General features: G+C 45.0%; 21 protein-coding genes. 5 read left to right on the top strand and 16 right to left on the bottom strand.

Annotated elements, in window-relative coordinates; genetic code table 11:
* Positions 1 to 51 precede the first annotated feature (51 nt).
* The 4 genes from LZZ85_RS18985 to LZZ85_RS18970 all read left to right on the top strand — a co-directional run bounded on the left by LZZ85_RS18985 (position 52) and on the right by LZZ85_RS18970 (position 3,814).
* Positions 52 to 1,086 (top strand): sensor histidine kinase, encoded by a 1,035-nt coding sequence (locus LZZ85_RS18985; RefSeq protein ID WP_237874930.1) that lies wholly within the window; start codon positions 52 to 54, stop codon positions 1,084 to 1,086.
* Positions 1,083 to 1,808, top strand: coding sequence for a LytR/AlgR family response regulator transcription factor (locus tag LZZ85_RS18980; RefSeq protein WP_237874929.1), 726 nt, complete (start codon positions 1,083 to 1,085; stop codon positions 1,806 to 1,808). The genes LZZ85_RS18985 and LZZ85_RS18980 overlap by 4 nt, the downstream gene beginning before the upstream one ends.
* 52 nt (positions 1,809 to 1,860) lie before the next feature.
* Complete coding sequence (locus LZZ85_RS18975) at positions 1,861 to 2,049, top strand: hypothetical protein (RefSeq protein WP_237874928.1); 189 nt, start codon at positions 1,861 to 1,863, stop codon at positions 2,047 to 2,049.
* A gap of 217 nt (positions 2,050 to 2,266) precedes the next feature.
* A complete protein-coding gene (locus LZZ85_RS18970) occupies positions 2,267 to 3,814 on the top strand; it encodes a carbon-nitrogen hydrolase family protein (RefSeq protein WP_237874927.1) in 1,548 nt (515 codons plus the stop codon).
* Between the two features lie 153 nt (positions 3,815 to 3,967).
* Here LZZ85_RS18970 and LZZ85_RS18965 read toward each other — a convergent pair whose 3' ends face one another.
* The 7 genes from LZZ85_RS18965 to LZZ85_RS18935 form a co-directional block, all read right to left on the bottom strand.
* Positions 3,968 to 4,321, bottom strand: a complete 354-nt coding sequence (locus LZZ85_RS18965) for a hypothetical protein (protein ID WP_237874926.1) — start codon at positions 4,319 to 4,321, stop codon at positions 3,968 to 3,970.
* 1,045 nt (positions 4,322 to 5,366) lie between these two features.
* A complete protein-coding gene (mnmE, locus tag LZZ85_RS18960; RefSeq protein WP_237874925.1) occupies positions 5,367 to 6,743 on the bottom strand; it encodes a tRNA uridine-5-carboxymethylaminomethyl(34) synthesis GTPase MnmE in 1,377 nt (458 codons plus the stop codon).
* Between the two features lie 1,529 nt (positions 6,744 to 8,272).
* Positions 8,273 to 9,100, bottom strand: a complete 828-nt coding sequence (locus LZZ85_RS18955) for an energy transducer TonB (RefSeq protein WP_237874924.1) — start codon at positions 9,098 to 9,100, stop codon at positions 8,273 to 8,275.
* A gap of 61 nt (positions 9,101 to 9,161) precedes the next feature.
* The gene (locus LZZ85_RS18950; RefSeq protein ID WP_237874923.1) at positions 9,162 to 9,788 is read right to left on the bottom strand and encodes an ExbD/TolR family protein; all 627 of its coding nucleotides are present in this window, start codon (positions 9,786 to 9,788) and stop codon (positions 9,162 to 9,164) included.
* An 18-nt stretch (positions 9,789 to 9,806) separates the two neighbouring features.
* Positions 9,807 to 10,469 carry an ExbD/TolR family protein gene (locus LZZ85_RS18945; protein WP_237874922.1) on the bottom strand — a complete coding sequence of 221 codons (663 nt, stop codon included), beginning with the start codon at positions 10,467 to 10,469 and terminating at the stop codon, positions 9,807 to 9,809.
* Positions 10,470 to 10,526: 57 nt separating this feature from the next.
* Complete coding sequence (locus LZZ85_RS18940; RefSeq protein ID WP_237874921.1) at positions 10,527 to 11,384, bottom strand: MotA/TolQ/ExbB proton channel family protein; 858 nt, start codon at positions 11,382 to 11,384, stop codon at positions 10,527 to 10,529.
* Between the two features lie 201 nt (positions 11,385 to 11,585).
* Positions 11,586 to 12,863 (bottom strand): ABC transporter permease, encoded by a 1,278-nt coding sequence (locus LZZ85_RS18935; RefSeq protein ID WP_237874920.1) that lies wholly within the window; start codon positions 12,861 to 12,863, stop codon positions 11,586 to 11,588.
* A gap of 211 nt (positions 12,864 to 13,074) precedes the next feature.
* On the opposite strand from LZZ85_RS18935, the gene LZZ85_RS18930 reads away from it, so the two are divergent.
* Complete coding sequence (locus tag LZZ85_RS18930) at positions 13,075 to 13,236, top strand: hypothetical protein (protein WP_237874919.1); 162 nt, start codon at positions 13,075 to 13,077, stop codon at positions 13,234 to 13,236.
* Between the two features lie 152 nt (positions 13,237 to 13,388).
* Here the strand turns inward: LZZ85_RS18930 and LZZ85_RS18925 are convergent, their stop codons facing one another.
* From LZZ85_RS18925 to LZZ85_RS28860, 9 genes are all read right to left on the bottom strand, one after another.
* A complete protein-coding gene (locus LZZ85_RS18925) occupies positions 13,389 to 14,759 on the bottom strand; it encodes an NADH-quinone oxidoreductase subunit N (RefSeq protein ID WP_237874918.1) in 1,371 nt (456 codons plus the stop codon).
* A gap of 9 nt (positions 14,760 to 14,768) precedes the next feature.
* On the bottom strand, positions 14,769 to 16,244 hold the full coding sequence (locus tag LZZ85_RS18920) for a complex I subunit 4 family protein (RefSeq protein WP_237874917.1): 1,476 nt from the start codon (positions 16,242 to 16,244) through the stop codon (positions 14,769 to 14,771).
* Positions 16,245 to 16,338: 94 nt separating this feature from the next.
* Positions 16,339 to 18,258, bottom strand: a complete 1,920-nt coding sequence (nuoL, locus tag LZZ85_RS18915; protein ID WP_237874916.1) for an NADH-quinone oxidoreductase subunit L — start codon at positions 18,256 to 18,258, stop codon at positions 16,339 to 16,341.
* Between the two features lie 124 nt (positions 18,259 to 18,382).
* Positions 18,383 to 18,712: an NADH-quinone oxidoreductase subunit NuoK gene (gene nuoK / locus LZZ85_RS18910; RefSeq protein ID WP_237874915.1), complete on the bottom strand. Its 330-nt coding sequence runs from the start codon at positions 18,710 to 18,712 to the stop codon at positions 18,383 to 18,385.
* A 125-nt stretch (positions 18,713 to 18,837) separates the two neighbouring features.
* Positions 18,838 to 19,335 carry an NADH-quinone oxidoreductase subunit J family protein gene (locus LZZ85_RS18905; protein WP_237874914.1) on the bottom strand — a complete coding sequence of 166 codons (498 nt, stop codon included), beginning with the start codon at positions 19,333 to 19,335 and terminating at the stop codon, positions 18,838 to 18,840.
* A gap of 70 nt (positions 19,336 to 19,405) precedes the next feature.
* Positions 19,406 to 19,951 (bottom strand): NADH-quinone oxidoreductase subunit NuoI, encoded by a 546-nt coding sequence (nuoI, locus tag LZZ85_RS18900; protein WP_237874913.1) that lies wholly within the window; start codon positions 19,949 to 19,951, stop codon positions 19,406 to 19,408.
* A gap of 127 nt (positions 19,952 to 20,078) precedes the next feature.
* On the bottom strand, positions 20,079 to 21,116 hold the full coding sequence (gene nuoH / locus LZZ85_RS18895) for an NADH-quinone oxidoreductase subunit NuoH (protein WP_237874912.1): 1,038 nt from the start codon (positions 21,114 to 21,116) through the stop codon (positions 20,079 to 20,081).
* 6 nt (positions 21,117 to 21,122) lie between these two features.
* Positions 21,123 to 22,235 (bottom strand): NADH-quinone oxidoreductase subunit G, encoded by a 1,113-nt coding sequence (locus tag LZZ85_RS18890; RefSeq protein WP_237874911.1) that lies wholly within the window; start codon positions 22,233 to 22,235, stop codon positions 21,123 to 21,125.
* 39 nt (positions 22,236 to 22,274) lie between these two features.
* Positions 22,275 to 22,514: a four helix bundle protein gene (locus LZZ85_RS28860; RefSeq protein WP_432422775.1), complete on the bottom strand. Its 240-nt coding sequence runs from the start codon at positions 22,512 to 22,514 to the stop codon at positions 22,275 to 22,277.
* Between the last annotated feature and the right edge of the window lie 129 nt (positions 22,515 to 22,643).

The raw sequence follows: 22,643 nt of genomic DNA, 5'->3' as shown, positions 1-22,643 counted from the left end.
TACCTGGTATAGCCGAACAGCTGAAATTTACGCGGTGAGTAAAAAAAGACTATGAGCACAATTCGTTTTAAAGATTTTTTTGGGAGCCGGAATTATTTCTTTTTTGCGGGGCTGCTGGCAATACCGGTGTGGATCGCAGTAAATGCGTACGTTGAAACCCTGAACGTACCGGATTCGGAAGCTGTTGCCGGTAGTATGACGGCCGGTTTCTTTTTATCTGTATTCTCGGGCCGTTTTATTATCGGATCCTGGACTGATCGTACCGGAAGATTTTCCAATAATTTCATTGGGACCATTGCAGTGATCACGGTCCTCCTTGTTTCATGGCTTTGCTTCCATGCAGCCTTCCCTTTTGGCCGCAGAACAGGATTAAACCTTGCCACTTTCCTGCTTCCGCTGCTGATGTCCGGGTTCGGCATAGGTGCTGTTGCTAAAATGATCCGCGCCAATACGCAGCGGCAGCTCAGCGAAGCACGAAATGCCGCTGCTCAAAGTAAGGGAGAACTGCAATTACTTCAATCGCAGCTCAGTCCGCATTTTCTTTTTAATACACTGAATAATCTTTACGGTCTATCCATCACTCAGCATGAAAAGATCCCGCCTTTACTGCTGCGTCTGTCGGATCTTCTGCGTTATTCTGTTTATGAGGCAGGAGAAACGTATGTGCCGTTGAAGATGGAAATGGAATATATCAGTAACTACATCGAATTTGAAAAGATCAGAATGGGGCAACGCTTGGTGCTGGAAACTGATCTGGCAACCAGCATCAGTGCTGATATAAAAATTGCTCCGATGCTGTTGATCGTATTTGTAGAGAATGCGTTTAAGTTTGCGGGAAATACATCAGCCCGTCAATGTTTCATTGATATAAAAATGGCTATTGAGAATGACGTGATCATTTTTAAAGCCAGCAACTCGTACAGCAGCGAGCAAGATCAACGTAAACTTCCCGGGAAAAACAGCGGGATGGGATTAACGAATGTATATAAAAGACTGGAATTGCTTTATCCGTTCGAGCATATTCTGAATATCAACCAGGAGCCGGAACAATATACGATCATGCTCCAACTAAAAGCAAGACGATGAAATATAACTGTGTAATAGCAGAAGATGAGCCGATTGCCAGAGACATCATCCAGGCTTACTGCAATCAACTGCCCTATCTGGAAGTCGTTGCAACCTGCGCGAATGCCCTGGAAGCAAAAATGGTTCTGCAAAATCAAAAAGTGGATATCCTGTTTCTTGACATCAACATGCCCGTGATGGATGGAATTACTTTCCTGAAAACCCTGAAAACCCAGCCACAGGTTATTTTAACCACTGCCTATAAGGAATACGCGATCGATGCTTTCGATCTTTCGGTCATTGACTATCTTCTCAAACCTTTTTCTCTCGACCGGTTCATGATCGCGGTAGATAAAGCAGTAGAACGCCTGCAATCTTCCGCACAGCAAATAAGTACCAGCACGATGATCCCGGACGAGAAAACAACCGAAGATTTCTTCTTTGTAAAAACAGACCGGAAGATATTCAAGATCCGCTTTGATGAACTTCTATATGCGGAGGCGGCTGGCAACTTTACCAAATTCGTTATGCAGTCGCAGGTACTGTCCCCCTCAATGACGTTCTCCAATGCTGAAGAACATCTTCCGGGCCATATATTCCTGCGGGTGCATCGTTCTTTTATCATCAATAAGACCAGGATCAGTCATATTGAAGGAAACAGGGTATTTATTGCCGATAAGGAAATTCCCATTGGCAGTAATTACAAGGAAGCCTTCCTGAGGGAGATCGGCCTTGATCTTTAGATGTGCCAGTTTTATGGTCCGGTGTTTGTTTTTTTATTCTAAACAACCATTTATGGCAAACGATAAGGATAAAAAGAAAAAAGAAGATAACCCCGTTACCAAACCGGATCCGGAAACACTGCACAAAACTGATCCGCAGGAAAATATGGAAGGCCCTGTTTCTTCCATCATGCAAAACATCAAAGAAGAGGCGGAGGAAAACGACGACAAAGATCAAAAAGATAAAAAGGATAAAAAATGACGATGAGGCTGTTCTATTGAGCAGCCTTTTTGCTGCCCCTATAAGTCCTCACCAGATTGTTCGCGGAACACCTTGAACGGGCACATCTTTCCTCACACTTGCCCGGACGGGATGATCATGTCTGCTCATAACCGGTCAGCATGAAAATTGCAGCTGGATATTTGGCTTATCGCGGCCCGGATGAATCGTAGCCGAAGAATACAGCCACCTCAGCAATATGGATATGAATATCAACGAGCTGACCACCGAAAAGCTCTCTACCGACGATTATCAGCAACTATTGTCTGTTATGAAAGCATCCTACCCCGAATGGGCTGGAAGCTACTGGAGCCTTACTTCGATCAGTAATCTGATACAGAAATTTTCAGATGGCCAGATCGTAATAAAAGCAGATGGAAAAGTGATCGGGTGTGCGCTCTCGATCATAGTGAACTATGAAAAGTTCGAGGATGAACATACTTACAAGCAGATCACGGGAAATTACACGTTCAGCACGCATGATCCAAAAGGAGATACTCTTTACGGGATAGAGATCTTTATTCATCCCGACTTCCGTGGCTTGCGCATGGGGCGGCGCCTGTATGATGCGCGCAAGGAGCTTTGCGAACGGCTCAACCTGCAGAGTATTATTTTCGGTGGAAGGATCCCGAATTATTATAAACATGCAACTGAATTAAGTCCGAAAGAATACATCCATAAAGTACGAACAAAAGAGATCTATGACCCGGTGCTCAGTTTTCAACTGTCCAATGATTTTCACGTAAAAAAGGTATTGAAAGGATATATGCCGGATGATACCGAAAGTAAAGAGTTTGCAACCTTGCTGGAATGGGATAATATTTACTATTCGCCACGTGCAAGAAAAGCTTTCGGTCCCTCCAGTTATGTACGGCTTGGTTTGATACAATGGCAGATGAGACCTTATGCCGATCTGAATGCACTTTTTTCGCAAGTGGAGTATTTTGTGGATGCTGTATCTGGTTATAAAAGTGACTTCGCCTTATTTCCTGAACTATTCAACGGGCCATTGATGGCACCATTCAATCATCTCGGAGAAGCGGAAGCAATGCGTGCTATCGCGCAGTTTACACCAGAGATAAAGGAAAAATTCCTTTACCTCGCTATCAAATACAATGTCAACATCATTACCGGCAGCATGCCAAGTATCGAAGATGGTCAGCTGAAGAATGTTGGCTTTCTCTGCCACCGGAATGGCAAACTTGACACTTACGAAAAGATCCACGTTACGCCGGACGAATCACTATACTGGGGAATGCAGGGCGGCTCACAACTGCAGACTTTCGACACAGACGCAGGCCGGGTGGGCATACTGATCTGCTATGATGTCGAATTTCCAGAACTGGCACGGCTACTGGCCGGCCAGGGAATGCAGATCCTCTTCGTTCCTTTTCTTACCGACACCCAAAACTCCTACATGCGTGTGCGTTGCTGTGCGCAGGCAAGGGCGATAGAAAACGAATGCTTTGTGGCTATTTCAGGGAGCGTTGGGAATTTGCCGAATGTAGAAAATATGGATATCCAGTACTCGCAATCGGTAGTGTTCACGCCTTGTGATTATGCGTTTCCATACAATGGTATCAAAAGTGAAGCAACTCCGGGAACGGAGATGGTGGTGATCTCTGATGTTGATCTTTCATTACTGGATGAATTGCATTCATTGGGTAGTGTACGTAATCTGAAGGACAGGAGGACGGATGTGTATGAGTTGAAGTATATAGCGAAGGGGAAGGAAGGATCGTCCTGAGTGAGGCTAGATTCAAAAAGGGTTTTTGCTCTTATGATTGAATGGCTGAAATTCTTTGAAATATCTAGATTAAATTCCGGCCATTGCCAGGTTTTCTCAGACACCTACTTTACATTGATAGCCATATTTTGATTGTATTTTGTTCTCATAGGTCTAATTTATTTTTTCAAGCTTAAACTCCTCAGCTCTACTAATGCGGTCATTGGTTTGCCCGGGCAGCACACCTGTTGGCTTATTCCGAACTAAACTATACTGACTGTATATCCCGTAACTACTGTTTGTTGAACCAATATTACCATAAGCCGCCATTTCATAAAGAGCACCTCTTTCGAAGGGTGGCAACGGTACACCAAAAGCAGATAGCCCAACATGATCATCCGCTGCAGTACCTGATGATAAGTTATTTGCAAATGCACCAAAATGTATCGCAGCCAAATGTTCTACAAGTCTCCTTGCAAAAGCCATCACGCCTGAAATAGCTCCGAACAATATTATTAGTTCTTTCATACTTAATCGTGTTTTATTCAGTCGAATAAATTCCCTGAGGGAAGTGGTGCATGAGCCTTTTCAAGCGTACCAAACAAAAGCTCCAGGAGTTCTTTCACCAGAACATCCCGCGAAATATGGCATAAAAAAGTCCGGCAAGCACCGGACCCGATAAATTCTATTCATTGACGATAGCCCTTTCCTCAACCGAGGACAAACAGTCCTTTCAAAAACATATTCAGCCAGACTACAACGTATGATTCTTTAAGATTGAAAAGGCTCTTCGGGATACCATTGGAATGTATTCTACTTGTCTTTTAGTTTAAAATACCACCGAACGGCCAAGACCCCTGCAACTGTTTGGAATAAAAATAAAATAACTATTTGTATAATCAAATTATTAAAGACTCCTTCACTCAAGTCTTGCTTCGTAAAAAGCCGATATCTCAATGATTGTAAAATTGCTATAATCAGTGAAAAAAATATAATAAAAATATATCCTCTTCTCATTACATTAATTTAAATTATGCCACCCTTTATTTGCTATTCGAAGGTGCCCTGTTTTCCAATGGATGTACAATCACTATCCCCTTTTTACCTTGACTCCCATCACTACTCGTTGTGCCTGTATAGTTCGTTATCGCTACTATTGACGTAAAATGTAATCTATAGTTAAGCCAGTACAGACACCCGCAACATCTACAACCCTGTCTAGAATTTGAGCAACATTTGTCGTTGGCTGCCCACTTGAATATTTCACAAATTCATTTGTGTTCCCTCTTTTCCACCAATTAGACCGTACCGCCTTTGCTGCGCATGTAAGGCTACCAGCCGAAAAAAAAAAGACAACTAAATTCTCATTAAATACGTATAGAAACCTTGAAGAAAACAAGCAGGAAAAAGTTATCATTCCGATAAATCATCCTCATTCTTGTCACGGGTCAACCGCATTTCTTTACCAGGAGGCTATTAAATAGATGATAATACTACTGGCAAGCTTTATCGCGTGCTACAAGTACAATTCTACAAAACAGGAAGGCAAAAAACATCAAAGAATAGAGCCCCTCTATTTCCCAATACAGAACTTACTAAAAATATAATCCAGCATATCCTCATTACTCACCTGCCCCGTGATCTCTCCCAGGTAATGAAGGGCGCGCCTGATGTCCGGTGCCAGCAGATCTCCGGGGATCAGATTATCCAGGCCGGTCTGTATATCCTCCAGCGACTGCAATGCTTGTTTCAATGCATGGTAGTGACGGGCATTCGTGACAATATTATTTTCGGATTGCACCTCTCCTTCAACTACCGTTGCCGTCATTTGCTCTTTCAGTTCTTCGATATGCAAATGCTGTCTTGCTGAAATAAAGATCAGATCTTCCCATCCGGCAAACTTCTCTTTATGACCCGGGGCCTGATCTATTTTGTTTGCAACAAGCAGATATTTTATCTGTTGTTGTTTCAGGTCATCAACACGCTGAGTGATCTCAGCGAGATCATCAGATGCATCAAACAAAAACAGTACAAGATCGGCCTGCTTCATTTTTTCGAGGCTACGTTCAACACCGGCCGTTTCGATAATATCACTGGTATGCTGACGTATACCCGCTGTATCGATCAGCCTGAATAGTATTCCGCCGATATTGATCACCTCTTCAATAGTATCGCGCGTTGTTCCCGGTATATCGCTAACGATCGCGCGATTCTCATTCAGCAGGGTATTCAGCAAAGTTGATTTGCCTGCGTTTGGTTTTCCTATGATTGCAACACTCACTCCATTTCGGATCACGTTGCCAAGACGGAAGGATTCTATCAGTTGTTTTGTGGAATGGGTCAGTTCATTAACCAGCGAATAAAAGGCTCCGCGATCTGCAAACTCAACATCCTCCTGTGAGAAATCCAGCTCCAGTTCGATCAATGCCGAAAAACGTATCAACTGCTCACGGAGATCCTTTAGCCGTGCAGAGAATCCACCCCGCATCGCATGCAGTGCAGTTTTAAGAGATGCTGCTGTATTGCTTGCAATAATATCTGCTACGGATTCTGCTTGCGCAAGATCCATTTTACCGGCAAGGAAAGCCCGTTGAGTAAACTCTCCCGGTTTTGCAAGTCGTGCTCCTTTCCGCATACATGCATCGATCACCTGTTGATGAATGTAAGGCGAACCATGGCAACTGATCTCGATCACATCTTCACCGGTATAGGAACGCGGACCGCGAAAAAGGGAAAGCACCACCTCATCTACAGGCTTACCGTCTTCCTGCAGGTAACCAACCTGGATCGTATGAGAGGCCGCTTCCAGCAGATTTTTAGAAGGGAAAAGTTCATTCACTATTGGAAAGCTGAGCTTTCCGCTCAGTCTTATCACGCCTATTGCCCCAATACCCGGTGGCGTTGCCAGGGCGATAATTGTATCATCCCAACCTGAAAGTGAGTTATTCATGTGCACCAAAATTAAGAAACGCGGATTTCATAACGCGAATTTCGCGAATTAGATAACAAGAGATGAAACAGTGCGGGCCATACGAAAGTTCAAACCCAATTTTGATCAGCGGAAAACACCGCTCACTGAGCTAATGAAGTATATTTTTATTCAATACTTATCGCGTTTTTTCAACTGATTTTCCTGTTATTTTCTGCTGAGATCTTGTGTTTTACCCTTGTTTTGCCCTACTTGTTGGAGCGATATTTACAGCAGAGAAATTTCTTTAGTCACCGTCATTTTCAGGACTGGTGGAGGAGGGCAGTCCTGAAAAGGGCGGTGCTTTTATTTTTCATTGTTGGTGTAATCAAAAAAGGAAAAGTGAGATAGGAAAGTGGAATTATATACAGATGAAAGTGGGCGACGACGGTCAGACGCAGTAATGCGGTTGCTGTCGTATGCCCATTTGCAGCCGATACTCACTATTTTAGACTGAACGAGCTGGAAGCAATCGCTGTGGCAAGTGGAGCGCAACGATCATTCACTGCGCAGGTAGAAAGCGCGGCATTCATTGGCGGCCCATGCCTGGCTGTTGTCAGCCCCTGCATATGGCTGGTGCGCCTTCAGATAAAGCCCTCGCAACCAAACGCTCTCCCGCCCATCCTGGTTGCGCTACGCGGCCCAGTAAACGATCCACAGCAGGCACTTTCGACCACTTAATCTCGAAAAAACGGATCAAGCGTAAAAGTTGTGGGATGGTTGTCTAAGTGTTTAATGGTTTAAAAGTTTAAAGTTTTTGCTTTTGCTTCGGTCCCTCGCCTGATTTGATCAGGCTTGCCGGTATCCTGCAAACGGGTTATTATACTTGTCCACTTAAAAGTTTTTAAGCGATAGCTGTCTGATCGGGCACAAAAAACGTGAGCACGCCTTGAAGCGATGTATGCTCCTTAGATACGACATTCTGGCACGTGAAGCCAGCTGATGTGTTGACTGATGATGATCATTCAGGGTCAAACTTCGCGTGTTTTTGAAATGCTTGTTAGTCGTCGTTAGTTCGTCTCTTGGTCGTCCTTTGGCCGTCCAAAGTTTGACGGGATTTTAAGCAGTGAAAAATGGTGACAAGCTGACACGCTGAGGGCGATAAATCTTTTGAGCGACTGGCCCAGGTGCCCTCCTCCGCTTCGCTACGGTGGAAGGGCCGGCAGAAGTTTATGCGAGCGATGCTCCCGAACATTTCAACGGAAGCCATTTTGCAGACCATCCCCCAACTTTTCAACCTGATCACTCCCTTGCCCCAACCTTTGTTCCTGATCCGAAAAAACTCTCTTCCTCCTACCAATCAAGTATTCAACTAATTAATAAAAGCAGAGGCCTTACTTCGTCAGTAAGGCCTCTGCTTTATAAGGTCTATTCGCGATCATTCGCGGCCATTCGCACTCATTCGCGTTAAATGAAAAATCCTCCTCCGAACTTCGGAGGAGGATTCAATTTATTACCAGCCTATTCGCGGAATCCGCGTTAAGAGATTCGCGTTAAGAAATTCGCGTTTCTTATTCGCCAGTCACCTGGAAGGTGATCGGTTGTTTACGGTAGGCGTTTACGCTACGGCCGTTTTGAACCGCTGGAGTCCAGGATGGTGCTTTTTTAATTACACGCATCGCTTCCTGTTCCATACCAAAGCCGTGGTTTGTAAGAGGTTTGATATCAGAGATAGAACCGTCTTTACTTACAACGAACTGGATATAAACAGTGTAGGTACCTTCAGCTGCACCATTGTCCACTGGTGTGTTACCGTTCAGGTTTCTTTCGAGGAATTTCCTCCAGGCACCTTCACCACCTTTAAAAGATGCTTCGATCTCCACTTTTTCGAAGATCTTGTTCTCATCTTCTACTTTTTTCTCTTCCACAACACCTTTACCGTCATCGATCACGGCAGGGGCAACGATACCTTCGTCTTTGATACCTTCCTGGCTCACCACGTCAATTTTAGCTTCTTTCAGCTCTTCCTGAGCGGGTGGTGGTTCCTGCACTTCCTCATCTTTTACGATCTTAGGAGGTGTGAACTGTTTCATTTCAATTTTCGGAGGATCTGGTGGCTTCGGCGGAGGCGGCGGAGGCAGCTCTTTTGGCTCCTCTTGCTGTTCCACTTTCTGCAGCGTTACTTCTTTGATTTCCAGCTTTCCATCGTCTGAAGGCTTCAGCTCACTGGCTATAATAGAGCCGATGAGGGCCAGCAGCGCAACGGAGCCTGTGATGATCAAAGCCAGCGTGATCCGCTTGTTATAGCGTCTGCGCAGCTCATAAGCCCCATACTCCTTGTTCCTGCCCTCGAATACGAGGTCAAGAAGATCGGAGGATAATATTTTATTGGCTTCCATTTTTGCTTTTTATTTAAGATTAGATGCTTGTCCTGGTTCATTCCATAAGGAAAATCAGGATTTATTTCGTGGCCGGAGCACTTCCCTCAGTAGCTCTTACCAGGTCTCTCTCAGTATCAGAGATTTTAACCATGGCAAAACGCTTTACTGCATTGATAGTCATTTCGTCAAGGATATCCACCGTGTTCTTGTAAGTGGCATCTTCCATTGGTTTGATCACTATCACCAGGTCTTGGTCCTGGCATTCAGCTCTTGGGTCAGCTTTACCTTTTTCGCGGGCTTTTTGCTCGCAAGCAGCATCTCCGGTGTAAGCAGCGATAACTGCTTTTTTCTTTCTGATGATCTCGTCGCGAATACCTTTGAAAGTAGTCTGCTTAAAGTTCGAACCATCGGGCAACAATTCGCCTTCGTAGTAATAGACCTGGTCTTTACTACCCAGCATGATTGTCAGAGCGCCAGATTGCTTAACCTTGGTTTCTTCTTCCTGTTTATCCGTATCCTTCGGCATATTGAGATCCATGGTTGTTGGAGAGCTCATTGTTGCGGTAAAGATGAAGAATGTGATCAGCAAGAATCCAAGATCCACCATCGGAGTCATGTCCACACGGGTAGACATTCTCTTGGCTTTCTTCACGCCCGGGCCTTTCTTGTGGCCGCCACTATCGCCGCCGCCTTCTATACTTGCCATAATAAATTAATTTACAGATTATTGTTGCTTTTTAAGTCGTTGAATGAACAACTCAGTTCCTTCAGGAGCTCCTTCCTGTGCAGTGATGAGGTTGTATTTGAACTCCTCATTACGACGCAGGGCGTTGATCACTGCTTCAAAAGCTGGATACTTGGAAGTATTGTCACCTTTGATCAGATAAAGCAGTTTTTCGCCGGCGAACGCCTTCTTGGTTTCAGCGATCCACCAGATCAGCTCATTATTTAATGAGTCGAGAACGGGGATGCCTGGCTGAGGCGTTGCACCTTGTTGAGCGTTAGGGATATCGAGGTAGCTTTTAAGGCTTGCAAAAGGAACACCGAGGATCGGCGCGCCCTTAAAGTTCTGCTTTTCAGCATCAGTAAGAGCAATTCCTCTTGAAGTAGCCACTCCGTCGATAATAGTGCCCAACTTATCCTTATTCGCATCATTTACAGACGAGAAGTTCACATATACTTTGCTGTCTTTGTCGATCGTGATCAGCATCGCATTGCTTTCCTTCAAAATGTCTGAAGAAACCGAGTTCGGAGTCTCAACCTTAACGGGCTCTTCAGGTTTAAACTTTGTTGCCATAATGAAGAAGGACAGGATCAGGAACGCGATATCCACGAATGGAGTCATGTCCGTGTCCGTACTCTTCTTAGGCATTTTAATACTTGGCATTTCTACTTCAGTTTAGTATGAGATGAATGATTGGGAAAAATCCACAAACCCGCCTGATTATTTATACAGGGAAGCAAAGCTTTGGGTAAGTGTGAAACCAGATTCATCAATACCATAAGTGATAGAGTCGATCTTAGTAGTAAATACGTTGTACATGATCAGAGCCAGGGCTGAAGTACCGATACCCAGTGCTGTATTATAGAGGGCCTCAGAGATACCTACCGCGAGGTCAGCTGAGTTACCACCACCTGATTCACCAAGAGCAGAGAACGATTTGATCATACCGATTACCGTACCGAGAAGGGCAACGAGTGTACCTACTGAAGTGATCGTAGACAGGAACACCAGGTTTTTCTGCAGCATAGGCAGCTCCAGTGCAGTTGCTTCTTCTACTTCTTTCTGGATAGAAAGAACTTTTTGCTCAGTATCCAGACCAGTTTCGTTGATCATTTCTTTGTAACGACGCAGACCAGCTTTCATAACGTTAGCTACAGAACCGCGTTGTTTGTCACACTCAGCCAGCGCAGCGTCAACGTTGCGGTTAGCGAGGTGATATTGTACTTTACGAACGAAGTCAGAGATAGAACCTGCACCCAAAGCTTTCTGGATAGTCAGGAATCTTTCAATAGAGAAAACGATTACCATCAGGAGCATACCAATCAACAAAGGAACGATGATACCACCTTCGTAGATCCTGTGAAGGGCATCTTTTGGTCCTTTGTGCTCAGGCCAGAAACCACCAGCTGCATCAGGATTATTAAACCCGCTGGCAGCACCAAGAACAAAACGCCAGATTAAAAAACCGGCAATCACACAAACGAGAGGAGCAATCCAGGAAATAGCATTGCCGCTTTTTTTAGGTTGAACAGAAGTAGCCTTAACCGATGCGGTGGCAGTTGGTTTAGTCTCAGCCATGATCTTAATTTTTAGTGTTTTTAAATGTTAAATGAGCCTTACTTTAAGGCTACAATTCTACTGAAAAAGTTTATACAAAAATCTCCTCGCGATGTTTTTTTCAACGAAGGGGGGTCAAGGTAAGGATTTTTTTAACTGAACAACCCGTTCGGCTGAAGAAAATAACGTCATAACATTCTTATAATATAGAAATTTCATTTGTTATTCATACCTCAATGCCTCTATCGGATTTAGCTTACCCGCTTTGAATGCCGGGTACAATCCTGCTGCCAACCCAACCAGGCTGCATATCAGTATTGCCAGACCCACCCAATCCCATGGTACAACAAAACCCGTGTTTAATACAAGCGAAAACACATTTCCCACTACAACCCCCAGAATAATTCCGAAAAATGCACCCATCAAACTAATGATGATCGCTTCCAGCAGAAACTGCATGCGTACCATTCTTTTCTTACCGCCTATCGCTTTTATAAGGCCGACCTCCTTCGTTCTCTCCGAAACGGATACCAGCATGATATTCATCAATGCAATGCCCGCTCCGATCAACGTGATCATCCCGATGATCTTGGAAGCCGTTGTCAGAAACCCAAGGCTGTTCATCGCTTTCTCCGCAACACTATCGCTTCTTTCCAGGATAAAGTTATTGTCCTCTATCGTGGTCAACCTTCTGATCGGCCGGAAGATCGCCTCCGCCTCCCCCATTGCCGCAGGCACCTGCGTCATATTGTTTGTCATTACCGCGATCGTATAAGAACTGTTCGATGGAAATACCCTGTCCATCGACGTATAACTTGTCACGATCATATTATCCCTGCTGAAACCAAACGACGATCCCCTGCTCGCCATAATGCCTATGACGCGAAAAGGAATATTATTCACACGGATCATGGCGTTTGCCGATGCGACGATCTTGTCTTCCCCAAAAAGTTTCCTTGCCACATCATAACCCAGAAGACACACATACGACCCTGTTTGCACCTCGGAGCGATTAATATTTCGTCCCGCCGCCAGCGAAAAACTGTTCAGCAACAGGTAATTTTCGTCGCCACCCATTAATGTAAGATTGGGACTGGTCTTGCGATCCCCAAATGAAGCAATGGCATTCCTGTTACCAAATACTGAAATACCCACCGTTGCCGGATAACGAAAATTAGTCACAAAAAGCTCTGCCTCTTTTTTGTTGATCCGTTTTCCCAGGTTAGATTTCTTCTCTTTCCTGTTGGTCTTTTTTGACAGCTTAACCTCATTGCCGCCACCGCCAAAACGGATATTCCTTTCCCTGAACCGGATCGAAAAAGCATTCGCTCCCATCGTGGAAAAGCTTTCCGAAAACTTCTGGTTCATTGCTTCTATAGCAGTGATAATGCCGACCAGCGCCATGATGCCGAATGCGATGATCGCCACCGTAAGGCCGGTCCTAAGTTTATTATTCCGCACCGTACGGAATGACAGCGAAAAAGTATCGTAGAAATTCATATTGGAGCGTATCCCTACAAAGCTAAGCGTTTGAGAGGCACAAAAGCGGAAAAAGAGAAGTTTGGGATTTCCCCGTCGGCGAAGGCCTGAACGACAGGCCTGACGACTGAAATGAGCACTTCAGCTTCGCCTGGCGGGCTCCCGGGACCCGGCTGAACTTACATAACCAAAATACAAGCAAGGTAGCCTCCTGGGCCGCGTAACAGCTCTTGTGGGCTTAAAGGATCGTATTCCGTCGGGATCTGACCTGAATAACTCCTTTCTTTTTCCGTTCATCGTCCATTATCCTCCATTGAAAAACGGAAGAACAACGGAAGATGAGTGGACGATGAAAGGAGAAAGCCAGATGAGATCCGCATCAGGGCAGCCATAAACATCCATTTAAAGGGTTGGCCAGCAATACTATAGATGAAGACTTCCCGGATCTCCGGGAAATGCTCAGTTTAAGCCGTAAAAAAGAGGCTAAAATGCAAAAAGAGGCCCTGAGGGCCTCTTTTTGACTATGCGGTAATATGCAGTGCCGGCTTAAAAATAAAGCCAGTTGATGAGTATGTTGGGGAAGGTGCCCAGGATGATGATCAGCGCAGCGATCGTCACAAGAGCCCATTTGAAACGTCCGGTTACCGTAATATCCGCCTTGCCCTCTTTAAAGTACATGGCCTGTATCACCCGGAAATAATAATAAACGCTTACTGCCGCCATCAGTACAGCAAAGATCACCAGCCAAAGACCTGTACCTGTATCGATCACAGATTTCAGCATAAAGAACTTGGCAAGAAATCCTGCGGTTAACGGGATACCCGCAAGGGAGAGCAGAAAGATCGTCAATGCACCGGCGACCACCGGCTGCTGTTTTGCCAGCCCGTTAAAGCCTTCGAATGTATAATCATTCAGTTTATTCAGTACAGAGAAGATCCCGATCGTAGCAAGGCTGTAAGCTGCAGCATACAGCAGGATCCCTTCTTTCGCGGAAGTATTCATGGCATACACGGCAAGCAGCATAAAGCCAGCCTGGGCAATACTCGAGTAAGCGAGCATACGCTTGACGCTTTGCTGGAATACTGCGGTGATATTGCCAATGAACAAGGTCACGGCCGCTATCACCGCAAGCCACATCTGCCATTTTACCTGGAATGTTCCAAACGTTTCATCAAACAAACGGATGAAACCAATGAATACAGCTGCCTTCACCACTGTTGCCATGAAAGACGTAAATACAGTCGGGGCTCCATCATAAACATCAGGCGTCCAGAAATGAAAAGGAGCTGCGGAAACTTTGAATGACATAGAGAACAGCAGCAGCAGCATACCTGTTACGGGAAGTACAGCCGGCGTTTCAATCGCAAACTTCATTTTCTCTACATCAAACGTACCCGCGGCACCGTATATCAGGGCGATACCCATCAGCATCAGGCCGGTAGAGAAGGCACCCATTAAAAAGTATTTCAATGATCCTTCATTTCCCTTAAGGTTCCGTTTATCCGCGCCGGTAAGTATATACAATGGAATAGAAATGATCTCGATACCAAGGAACAGGATCAGCAACGATTTGAAGGAAGCAACCAGGATGATTCCGCAAATGATAAAAAATATCAGTGCAAAATATTCGGCATAGTCTGCCCCTACTTTCTCCATATCTTTTGCAGACAGGATGAAATAGACCAGGGTGGCAAACAGCGCGATCGAAATAAATAACAGGGCAAACCTGTCAAAATACATCATGCCCGCAACATCGATCTTAAAGAAATGGATGCCGCGCAATTCAAGAATGTTAACAAGGAGCAAGGCAGCAAGGCCGGTAATAGCTACGCCGCGAACAGCGCTTTTCTGTTTCAGCAGGATCCCGCTGAACATCATGATCACCCCTAAAACTGCCGATAATATTAATGCGTTCATACCTTTCTCTTACTTCTTTAACAGATGTTGTACGTCTGTAATTTTTAAAATCGAATCGCTTATCTCGTTGGTGAGGTCAAGCATTGGCTTCGGATATACACCCATCCAGATGATCAGCGCCACAATCGCACCCAGTGCAATTTTTTCATTCAGACGAAGATCTGTTGCCGTTGCCGTTAATGTATTTGCCTCTCCGAAAAATATCTTGCGGATCATGTTCAATGTATAAACCGCTGCAAGAATGATACACAAACCAGCGAGTACAGTGAACAGGATATTATACTTTGTTACAGTTGATGTAAATACACCTGTGAACATCAGGAATTCACCAACGAATGCATTCGTGAGTGGAAGCGCAATGTTTGCCAGTGAAATGATCACAAAGAAGATGACCATTGCAGGAGCTTTCTGGGCCAGACCACCCAGCTCAGACATCTTGCGTGTTCCGAACTGGCGTTCGATGAGCTCAACCATTATCCAGAGCCCTATAATGTTCACCCCGTGGTTGAACATCTGCACCATAACACCCTGAAAACCGATCTTATTTTCTGAGAAGATCGTCAGGCACATCAGGCCGATATGCGCGATAGATGAGTAAGCGATCAGTCGCTTGATATCATCCTGCCGTATAGCAATGATCGAAGCATAGATCATACCGATGATCGCCAGTCTGGAAACCGTATCTCCATAAGAGTAGGAAGCAATAGGCAGTACAGGCAATAACCAGCGCAGCAAACCAAGTACTCCCATTTTAACCATGATACCGCTCAGCACCATTGTGGTTGCGGTCGGTGACTGCTCATAAGCGTCCGGTTGCCATGTATGCAGCGGGAAGATCGGCATCTTGATCGCGAAGGCTACAAAGAACAGCCAGAACAACCAGTGTTGTGAACCGAGGGGCAGATTGGCTTTATAAAAAGACCCGATCGCAAAAGAATGATCAGCCGTATGTGTGTAAACAAACAGGATCCCGATCAGCATCAATACAGAACCTACGAACGTATAAATAAAGAATTTGAAGGTGACCTGGATCCTTCTTTCACCACCCCACTGAGAGCAAAGGAAATAGACAGGGATCAGCGCAAGCTCCCAGAAGAAGTAGAACAACAGCGCATCCATCGCGAGGAATACACCCATTAATCCCGCCTGAGCAAGCAACATCAAGGCAAAGAAGTTGTTTGCCTTTTTGTAGTTAGAGTGCCAGGTAGATAAAAAGATGATCGGATAGGAAACAGCTGTCAGCAAACAAAGGATCTGCCCCATCCCATCCAGACCAACTGAAAAGCTACTACCTAAACCCTGCATCCACTCACACTGATGGGAAAGATATTTTGCCTGCTTGAGAACGGTCAATCCCAGGATCGAAACCGCCAGCGTTAACACCGATGAGAACAGTGCCCATGAACGGGCTGCCTTTTCATTCCTGAAAAAGAAAGCCGCCAGGCCCGTTAACAGCGGAATCAATATCAATAAAACTGCAATCATAATTCCTGTCACCCCGTTTACGACGGGGTTCTGTTTTAAAAATTAGTTATATCAACAGCCAGGGAATACCCTGCGTCATTTATTATTTCGATGCTTACTTCCTCAGGAAGAATTGCAATGCGAAGATCAACAGCATGCTGATCACCATCAGCAACACATAGCTGCCAACCTGACCGCTCTGCAATAAGCGCAGCTGACGGCTGCTGTAGTTCACAAGCTTACCAACACCGTTCACCAATCCATCGATCACAGGTTTCTCGAGCATATTATCGAGGAAGTCTCCAAGCTTATTCAACGGCCTTACTACTGCCGCGTCATAGAACTCATCCACATACCATTTGTTAGCGAGAATTTTTCCAAACCCGGTTGGTTCGGCTGTATCAGGCTTTTTGCTGAACCTGGTCCAGGCGAATACCACCACAATAACGATCAGTGCGGTAGAGATACCGGTAAGCATCCATTCTTCAGAATGAGATAGGTGTCCTGCCGCATGCGCTGCACCATGATCAACCGAAACAATGACCGGAGCAAGGAAATCATTGAGCGAATGCGCTCCATGCATGATAAATTCAGGTACGCCAACATAACCGCCAACGATAGAAAGTATAGCCAGAACGATCAGCGGAAAAGTGATCGCTGCGGGACTTTCATGCAGATGATGCTCCTGCTCATGTGTTCCCCTGAAGCTGCCTTTGAAGGTGGTAGCATAAAGACGGAACATATAGAATGCTGTCAGCAATGCGGTAAATAAACCAATGCCGTACAGGATCGGTGACTTCATGAACGCACCAGCCAGGATCTCATCTTTGGAGAAGAAACCAGACAGGCCGGGAATACCTGCAATGGCGAGACATCCGATCAGGAACGTGATGTTCGTGATCTTCATGTATTTCGCCAGGCCACCCATTTTACGGATATCCTGTTCGCCACCCATTGCGTGGATCACACTACCACTTCCAAGGAACAACAGCGCTTTGAAGAACGCGTGCGTCATTACATGGAATACAGCAGCGATATAAGAACCGGTTCCCAGAGCCAGGAACATATAACCAAGTTGGGATACAGTTGAATAGGCCAAAACCTTTTTGATATCGTTCTGCTTCAGCGCGATCGTTGCAGCAAGCAATGCTGTCGCGAGACCGACGATCGCAATGACATTCAAAGTAACCGGCGAAAGCGAATAAAGAACATTGCTTCGCACGATCATATAGATACCTGCGGTAACCATCGTTGCAGCGTGGATCAGGGCAGAGACAGGTGTAGGACCCGCCATCGCGTCCGGCAACCATGTATATAACGGGATCTGGGCACTTTTACCGGTGGCACCCACAAAGAGCAACAATGTGATCACCAGGATATCGGTGTTATTCAACCCGGATGTTCCCTCTTTTACTGCAGGAAGAATGGTATCATAAGAAACAGAACCTGTCTTCCAGATCAGCCAGAATACAGCGATCAGGAATGCAAGGTCACCAATACGGTTCATGATAAAGGCCTTGTTCGCTGCTTTATTGTACTCTGGTTTTTTGAACCAGAAACCGATCAGCAGATAAGAACAAAGACCCACGCCTTCCCAACCGATGAACATGATCACGTAGTTACCACCCATCACGAGCAGCAACATAGAGAATACGAAGAGATTCAGATAGGCAAAATATCTTCCAAAGTGTTCGCGTTTTTCTTCATGCATGTAAGACGTTGAGTATACATGTATGAGAAAACCAACGCCGGTAATGATCAACAGGAATAGAGAGGAAAGCTGATCGATCTTGAATGCGAACGGGATCGTGAGTTTATCGGCTGAGATGAAATTGAAGTACTCAGCAGTGAACGTGTTTCCGCCTTTTACCTGCATGAAGATCCAGACACTCACAATAAACGATGCGAGTATGGCCCCACTACCAACGATACCGATCAATGATTTCGACATGGATTTCCGTCCGAGTCCATTGATCAGAAATCCCAGCAAGGGAAACAGTGGCACTAAGTAAGCCAAATGTAAAACGTTGTTCATAAAACCCATTTATCCCGGATCTCATCCCGGATTTTATCCGGCCTTGATCCGGAAGTATTAGTCCCCGGCTTTCACCGGGATTTCATTTATTCATTGAACCATATCCGCTTTTCAACGTTATGATCTAGTGTTTCAACCTGTTCAGGAAGTTTACATCCACAGAATGGATATTCCTGTACATCATCACAATGATCGCCAGGCCAACGCTTACTTCAGCTGCGGCTACGACCATGATGAAGAATACAAACAGCTGCCCATCTGTACCCGCAGTTTCCAGCACAGCTTTACCTGCCAGGTGATGCATTTTGGAAAATGCCACCAAAAGAAGATTCACTGCATTCAGCATTAATTCGATGCACATGAAGATAATGATCGCATTGCGGCGTGTCAGTACTCCCACTATACCAATGCAGAATAATGCTATCGATAAGATTATGTAATAATTAATTGGCATCTTTTCTTATAATTTGTTATCGGCCGACAGAAGAAAGTAAAAAAATCTCGTCTCGCGTAAGTCAGTTTCAATTTGAAGACCCCATTTTCTACTTTTGAATTCTTACTTTTTAATTAGCCACTTTTTTAATCTTTCTTTCCAATTAGAACAGCTCCAACCATTGCGCTCAGGAATAAAATGCTGCTTATTTCAAATGGCACTACATAAGTGCTGAATAATTCTTTTCCAAGATTTTTGATAAGGCCTATACCTCCGGTTGCTACTTCTGCTGTCTGTTGCTTGATCTCGGTATCTTTTAATGCCGCGACGAGCACCAGTAACAAACATCCTCCCGCCACAACGCCGGCCAGTTTGACCCATCGGTTCTTTTTTGGCTCGGCAGTATGATTAAGGTTCATGAGCATGATCACGAAGAGGAACAGTACCATGATAGCACCAGCGTAAACAATGATGTTTACGATAGCGAGGAATTGTGCATTCAGCAAAATGTAATGGCCTGATATGGAGAAAAATGTAAGGATCAGCCATAATACGCTGTACACGGGGTTCTTGCTGGTGATCACCATCATTGCCCCGAACAATGCCATTACTGATAAAATCCAAAATAGTATTTGTGTAATCATCTTCTCTAAGCTGTTGGCTGAGCTGTATGCTTAAGCCATTCGTTTATTTAATCCGTTTAACAGATGCGTCTTATGCGTTGCCGCCTTTTTCGCCCAGTGCTTTCTTATAAGCTTCCGGGTTTTCTATCGGGTGTGGGATCAACAGGTCTTCTTTTTTATAGATAAAACCCTCGCGTCCGTAGTTTGAAGGCGCAAATGTTTGTGACAGATAAATGGCGTCTTTCGGGCAGGCTTCTTCACAATAGCCGCAGAAGATGCAACGCAGCATGTTGATCTCATACTTTGCCGCATATTTTTCTTCTTTGTACAGATGCTCCTCTCCCGCCTGCCGCTCTGCTGCTTCCATGGTTATGGCTTCAGCCGGGCACGCAACAGCGCAAAGTCCGCATGCAGTGCATTTCTCACGTCCTTCTTCATCGCGGTTCAGGATCTGAACACCACGAAACACCTTGGAGAATGTTCTTTTCTCCTCAGGATACTTGATCGTTGCTTTACGTTTGAACAGGTGACTGATCGTGATCATCATTCCCTTCAGGATATTCCAGAGGTATATCCTTTCCAGCAATGTCATCGGTTTACGATCTACCTGTTTAGCTCTTTGTGTCAGTTGCGTCATGTTGCAAATATAATTGCTAAGTATAGCTAAGTAAAAAGTCAAAATTAAAAATTAAAAAAGCTTGAACCGTGCAGGTCTCTACTATCTTAAGTCTCTATTTTTTGAACTTTTACTTTTTAATTTTTAATTATTTTTTCAGCCAGAGTACAATTGCCGCAGTCAAAATCATATTCAGCAATGCCAATGGGATCAATCTTGTCCAGCCCAGTTTCATCAGCTGGTCATAACGGAACCTCGGGATCGTCCATCGTATCCACATGAACACGAATACAAAGAAGAACGCTTTTGACAGCAATACGACGAATCCTATAATAGCAAGCAGGTTCTGGTTCAGTCCCCAGCTTGCTTCATTAACAAATGGAATATCATACCCACCAAAGTACAGGGATGCCATTACGACGCCGCTGATGAACATGTTGATGTATTCAGCGAACAGGTAGAAGCCTAACTTCATGGATGAATATTCCTGGTGGTAACCGAAGTTCAATTCGTTTTCCGCTTCAGGCAGATCGAATGGTGTACGGTTACATTCAGCCAGTGCACAGATAAAAAAGATCAGGAATCCCAGTGGCTGATAGATGATATGCCAGCCATTCTCCAACTGGTTAGCCACAATGGAACTCATGCGGAGATCTCCCACCAGCATCAATACGGCAATCAGGGCAAGGCCCATCGGCAGTTCATAAGATACCATTTGAGAAGCACCCCGGATAGCTGCGAGCAGAGAGAATTTATTATTTGAAGCCCAGCCACCGATCATGATACCATATACACCCAGACTCACGACACCGAATACAAACAGGATCCCAATATTCACATCTGCTACCTGCAGATCGATATTGCGATCAAACAAATGCAGCGGCGTACTCCAGGGAATAACCGCGCTTGTAAGAAGTGCGGTGATCATTGCCAGCGCAGGCCCGAGAATGAACAGGAATTTAGAAGAAACCAATGGGATGATCTCTTCCTTAAAGAACAACTTACCGCCATCGGCAAGAGGTTGGAACAATCCAAAAGGTCCTGCACGGTTCGGACCAATACGATCCTGCAGCCATGCGGCCACCTTGCGCTCGCCCCAGGTTGCGTACATGGCCACCACCATCGAGAGTGAAACGATCAAGCCGACGAGTAGTAACTTTTCAAGAATCAAATAGAATAACTCCATGTCTGCTTATTGTTCTTTTGTTTTAGTAAAAGTTGCACCAGTTGCCGGACCAGGCAATAAGCTCAGGTCTACTTTCGGGTCATTCACATCACTTACATCATGAATATCCATCAACATTTTCGGATTACGTCCCCCCATCAGCTCTGGCAGGAACTCAGCAGGTTTTTGTGCGCCTACGTAATGATTTGTTGAGATAACAGAATGACGGTTGATGTTTGCCGGGCCTTCGATCGTCCAGTCGCTCATCTTCTTTTTATCGAAGCGGCAGGTATTGCAGATCCATCCTGGTTTGCCATCATAGCTTTCCACTTCACCCCATTCGTCTTTTCTTGCTGTTACGCGCAACACTTCATCGCCACGGTTCCAAATGGTCACTTTACCACAGCATTTATCGCAGTTACGATGTGCTGAAACCGGTTTGGTAAACCAGACCCTGTTCTTGAAGCGGAAGGTTTTATCAGTCAATGCGCCTACAGGGCAAACATCGATCATGTTTCCGCTGAAGTCGTTGGAGATCGCTTTTGATATATAGGTAGAGATCTCTGCGTGATCACCACGATCCAGGACACCATGCACGCGGTTATCAGTCAGCTGTGCTGCCACGTATGTACAACGATAGCAAAGGATGCATCGTGTCATATGCAGCTGGATGTATGGTCCGATATCTTCTTTCTCAAATGTGCGGCGGGAGAATTCGTAGCGTGTACCTTCCTTTCCGTGCTCATATCCGAGATCCTGGAGGTGACATTCACCAGCCTGGTCACAGATCGGGCAGTCCAATGGATGGTTCAGGAGGAGAAATTCAACCACACCTGCGCGCGCTTCAGGAACTTTTGCACTGGTGATATTCTTCACTTCCATTCCGTCCATCACCGTAGTGCGGCAGCTTGCGACAAGCTTAGGCATCGGGCGTGGATCTTTCTCTGAACCTTTGCTCACCTCTACAAGGCAGGTACGGCATTTACCGCCACTTCCCTGCAATTTGCTATAGAAGCACATAGCAGGAGGCGTGACATCACCACCGATCTTGCGGGCCGCCATGAGGATGGTCGTTCCCGGCTCCACTTCAACAGTGATGTTGTCTATCGTAACCTTGAATAATTGTTGTTCGTCAGCCATTATGTTAATTCAAAAGTCAAAATTAAAAATTAAAAAATCTTAGAGCCGCGAACTAATAATGATCCGGGCAATGATTTTTGATATTTCATCCGCTTCTTTGATAAGCGATTCAATCACTTCTTTATCGATCAGATCTATTGTATCCCTTATCAGACATAACCAATAAATCGTTTCATTAGCTGATTTCAATGCTATCGAGAAAAAGTTTCTCCAATCTTTCCGGGAAGTTCCTGCTTTACCTTCAATAACGTTAGCTCCTATTGAAGTGGCACTCCTGATCAGCTAATCAAATAAAGAACTATATACATGGTTATATCTGCAAGACTTTACAAACAGTATAACTTCTTTTGAAAAGTAAAAACAACGATGACTTATTTTATACGGTTTTTTATTCTCTGCCTCCTGTTC

Origin of the sequence: Terrimonas ginsenosidimutans, assembly GCF_022012415.1 — a bacterium.
Taxonomy (GTDB): domain Bacteria; phylum Bacteroidota; class Bacteroidia; order Chitinophagales; family Chitinophagaceae; genus Terrimonas_A; species Terrimonas_A ginsenosidimutans.
This window is presented reverse-complemented; position numbering and strand designations above follow the sequence as displayed.

Bases quoted from the DNA above. Each gene is read 5' to 3' on its own strand.
- LZZ85_RS18985 (WP_237874930.1), top strand. From the start codon at position 52: ATGAGCACAATTCGTTTTAAAGATTTTTTTGGGAGCCGGAATTATTTC.
- LZZ85_RS18980 (WP_237874929.1), top strand. From the start codon at position 1,083: ATGAAATATAACTGTGTAATAGCAGAAGATGAGCCGATTGCCAGAGAC.
- LZZ85_RS18975 (WP_237874928.1), top strand. From the start codon at position 1,861: ATGGCAAACGATAAGGATAAAAAGAAAAAAGAAGATAACCCCGTTACC.
- LZZ85_RS18970 (WP_237874927.1), top strand. From the start codon at position 2,267: ATGGATATGAATATCAACGAGCTGACCACCGAAAAGCTCTCTACCGAC.
- LZZ85_RS18965 (WP_237874926.1), bottom strand. From the start codon at position 4,321: ATGAAAGAACTAATAATATTGTTCGGAGCTATTTCAGGCGTGATGGCT.
- mnmE (WP_237874925.1), bottom strand. From the start codon at position 6,743: ATGAATAACTCACTTTCAGGTTGGGATGATACAATTATCGCCCTGGCA.
- LZZ85_RS18955 (WP_237874924.1), bottom strand. From the start codon at position 9,100: ATGGAAGCCAATAAAATATTATCCTCCGATCTTCTTGACCTCGTATTC.
- LZZ85_RS18950 (WP_237874923.1), bottom strand. From the start codon at position 9,788: ATGGCAAGTATAGAAGGCGGCGGCGATAGTGGCGGCCACAAGAAAGGC.
- LZZ85_RS18945 (WP_237874922.1), bottom strand. From the start codon at position 10,469: ATGCCAAGTATTAAAATGCCTAAGAAGAGTACGGACACGGACATGACT.
- LZZ85_RS18940 (WP_237874921.1), bottom strand. From the start codon at position 11,384: ATGGCTGAGACTAAACCAACTGCCACCGCATCGGTTAAGGCTACTTCT.
- LZZ85_RS18935 (WP_237874920.1), bottom strand. From the start codon at position 12,863: ATGAATTTCTACGATACTTTTTCGCTGTCATTCCGTACGGTGCGGAAT.
- LZZ85_RS18925 (WP_237874918.1), bottom strand. From the start codon at position 14,759: ATGAACGCATTAATATTATCGGCAGTTTTAGGGGTGATCATGATGTTC.
- LZZ85_RS18920 (WP_237874917.1), bottom strand. From the start codon at position 16,244: ATGATTGCAGTTTTATTGATATTGATTCCGCTGTTAACGGGCCTGGCG.
- nuoL (WP_237874916.1), bottom strand. From the start codon at position 18,258: ATGAACAACGTTTTACATTTGGCTTACTTAGTGCCACTGTTTCCCTTG.
- nuoK (WP_237874915.1), bottom strand. From the start codon at position 18,712: ATGCCAATTAATTATTACATAATCTTATCGATAGCATTATTCTGCATT.
- LZZ85_RS18905 (WP_237874914.1), bottom strand. From the start codon at position 19,335: ATGATTACACAAATACTATTTTGGATTTTATCAGTAATGGCATTGTTC.
- nuoI (WP_237874913.1), bottom strand. From the start codon at position 19,951: ATGACGCAACTGACACAAAGAGCTAAACAGGTAGATCGTAAACCGATG.
- nuoH (WP_237874912.1), bottom strand. From the start codon at position 21,116: ATGGAGTTATTCTATTTGATTCTTGAAAAGTTACTACTCGTCGGCTTG.
- LZZ85_RS18890 (WP_237874911.1), bottom strand. From the start codon at position 22,235: ATGGCTGACGAACAACAATTATTCAAGGTTACGATAGACAACATCACT.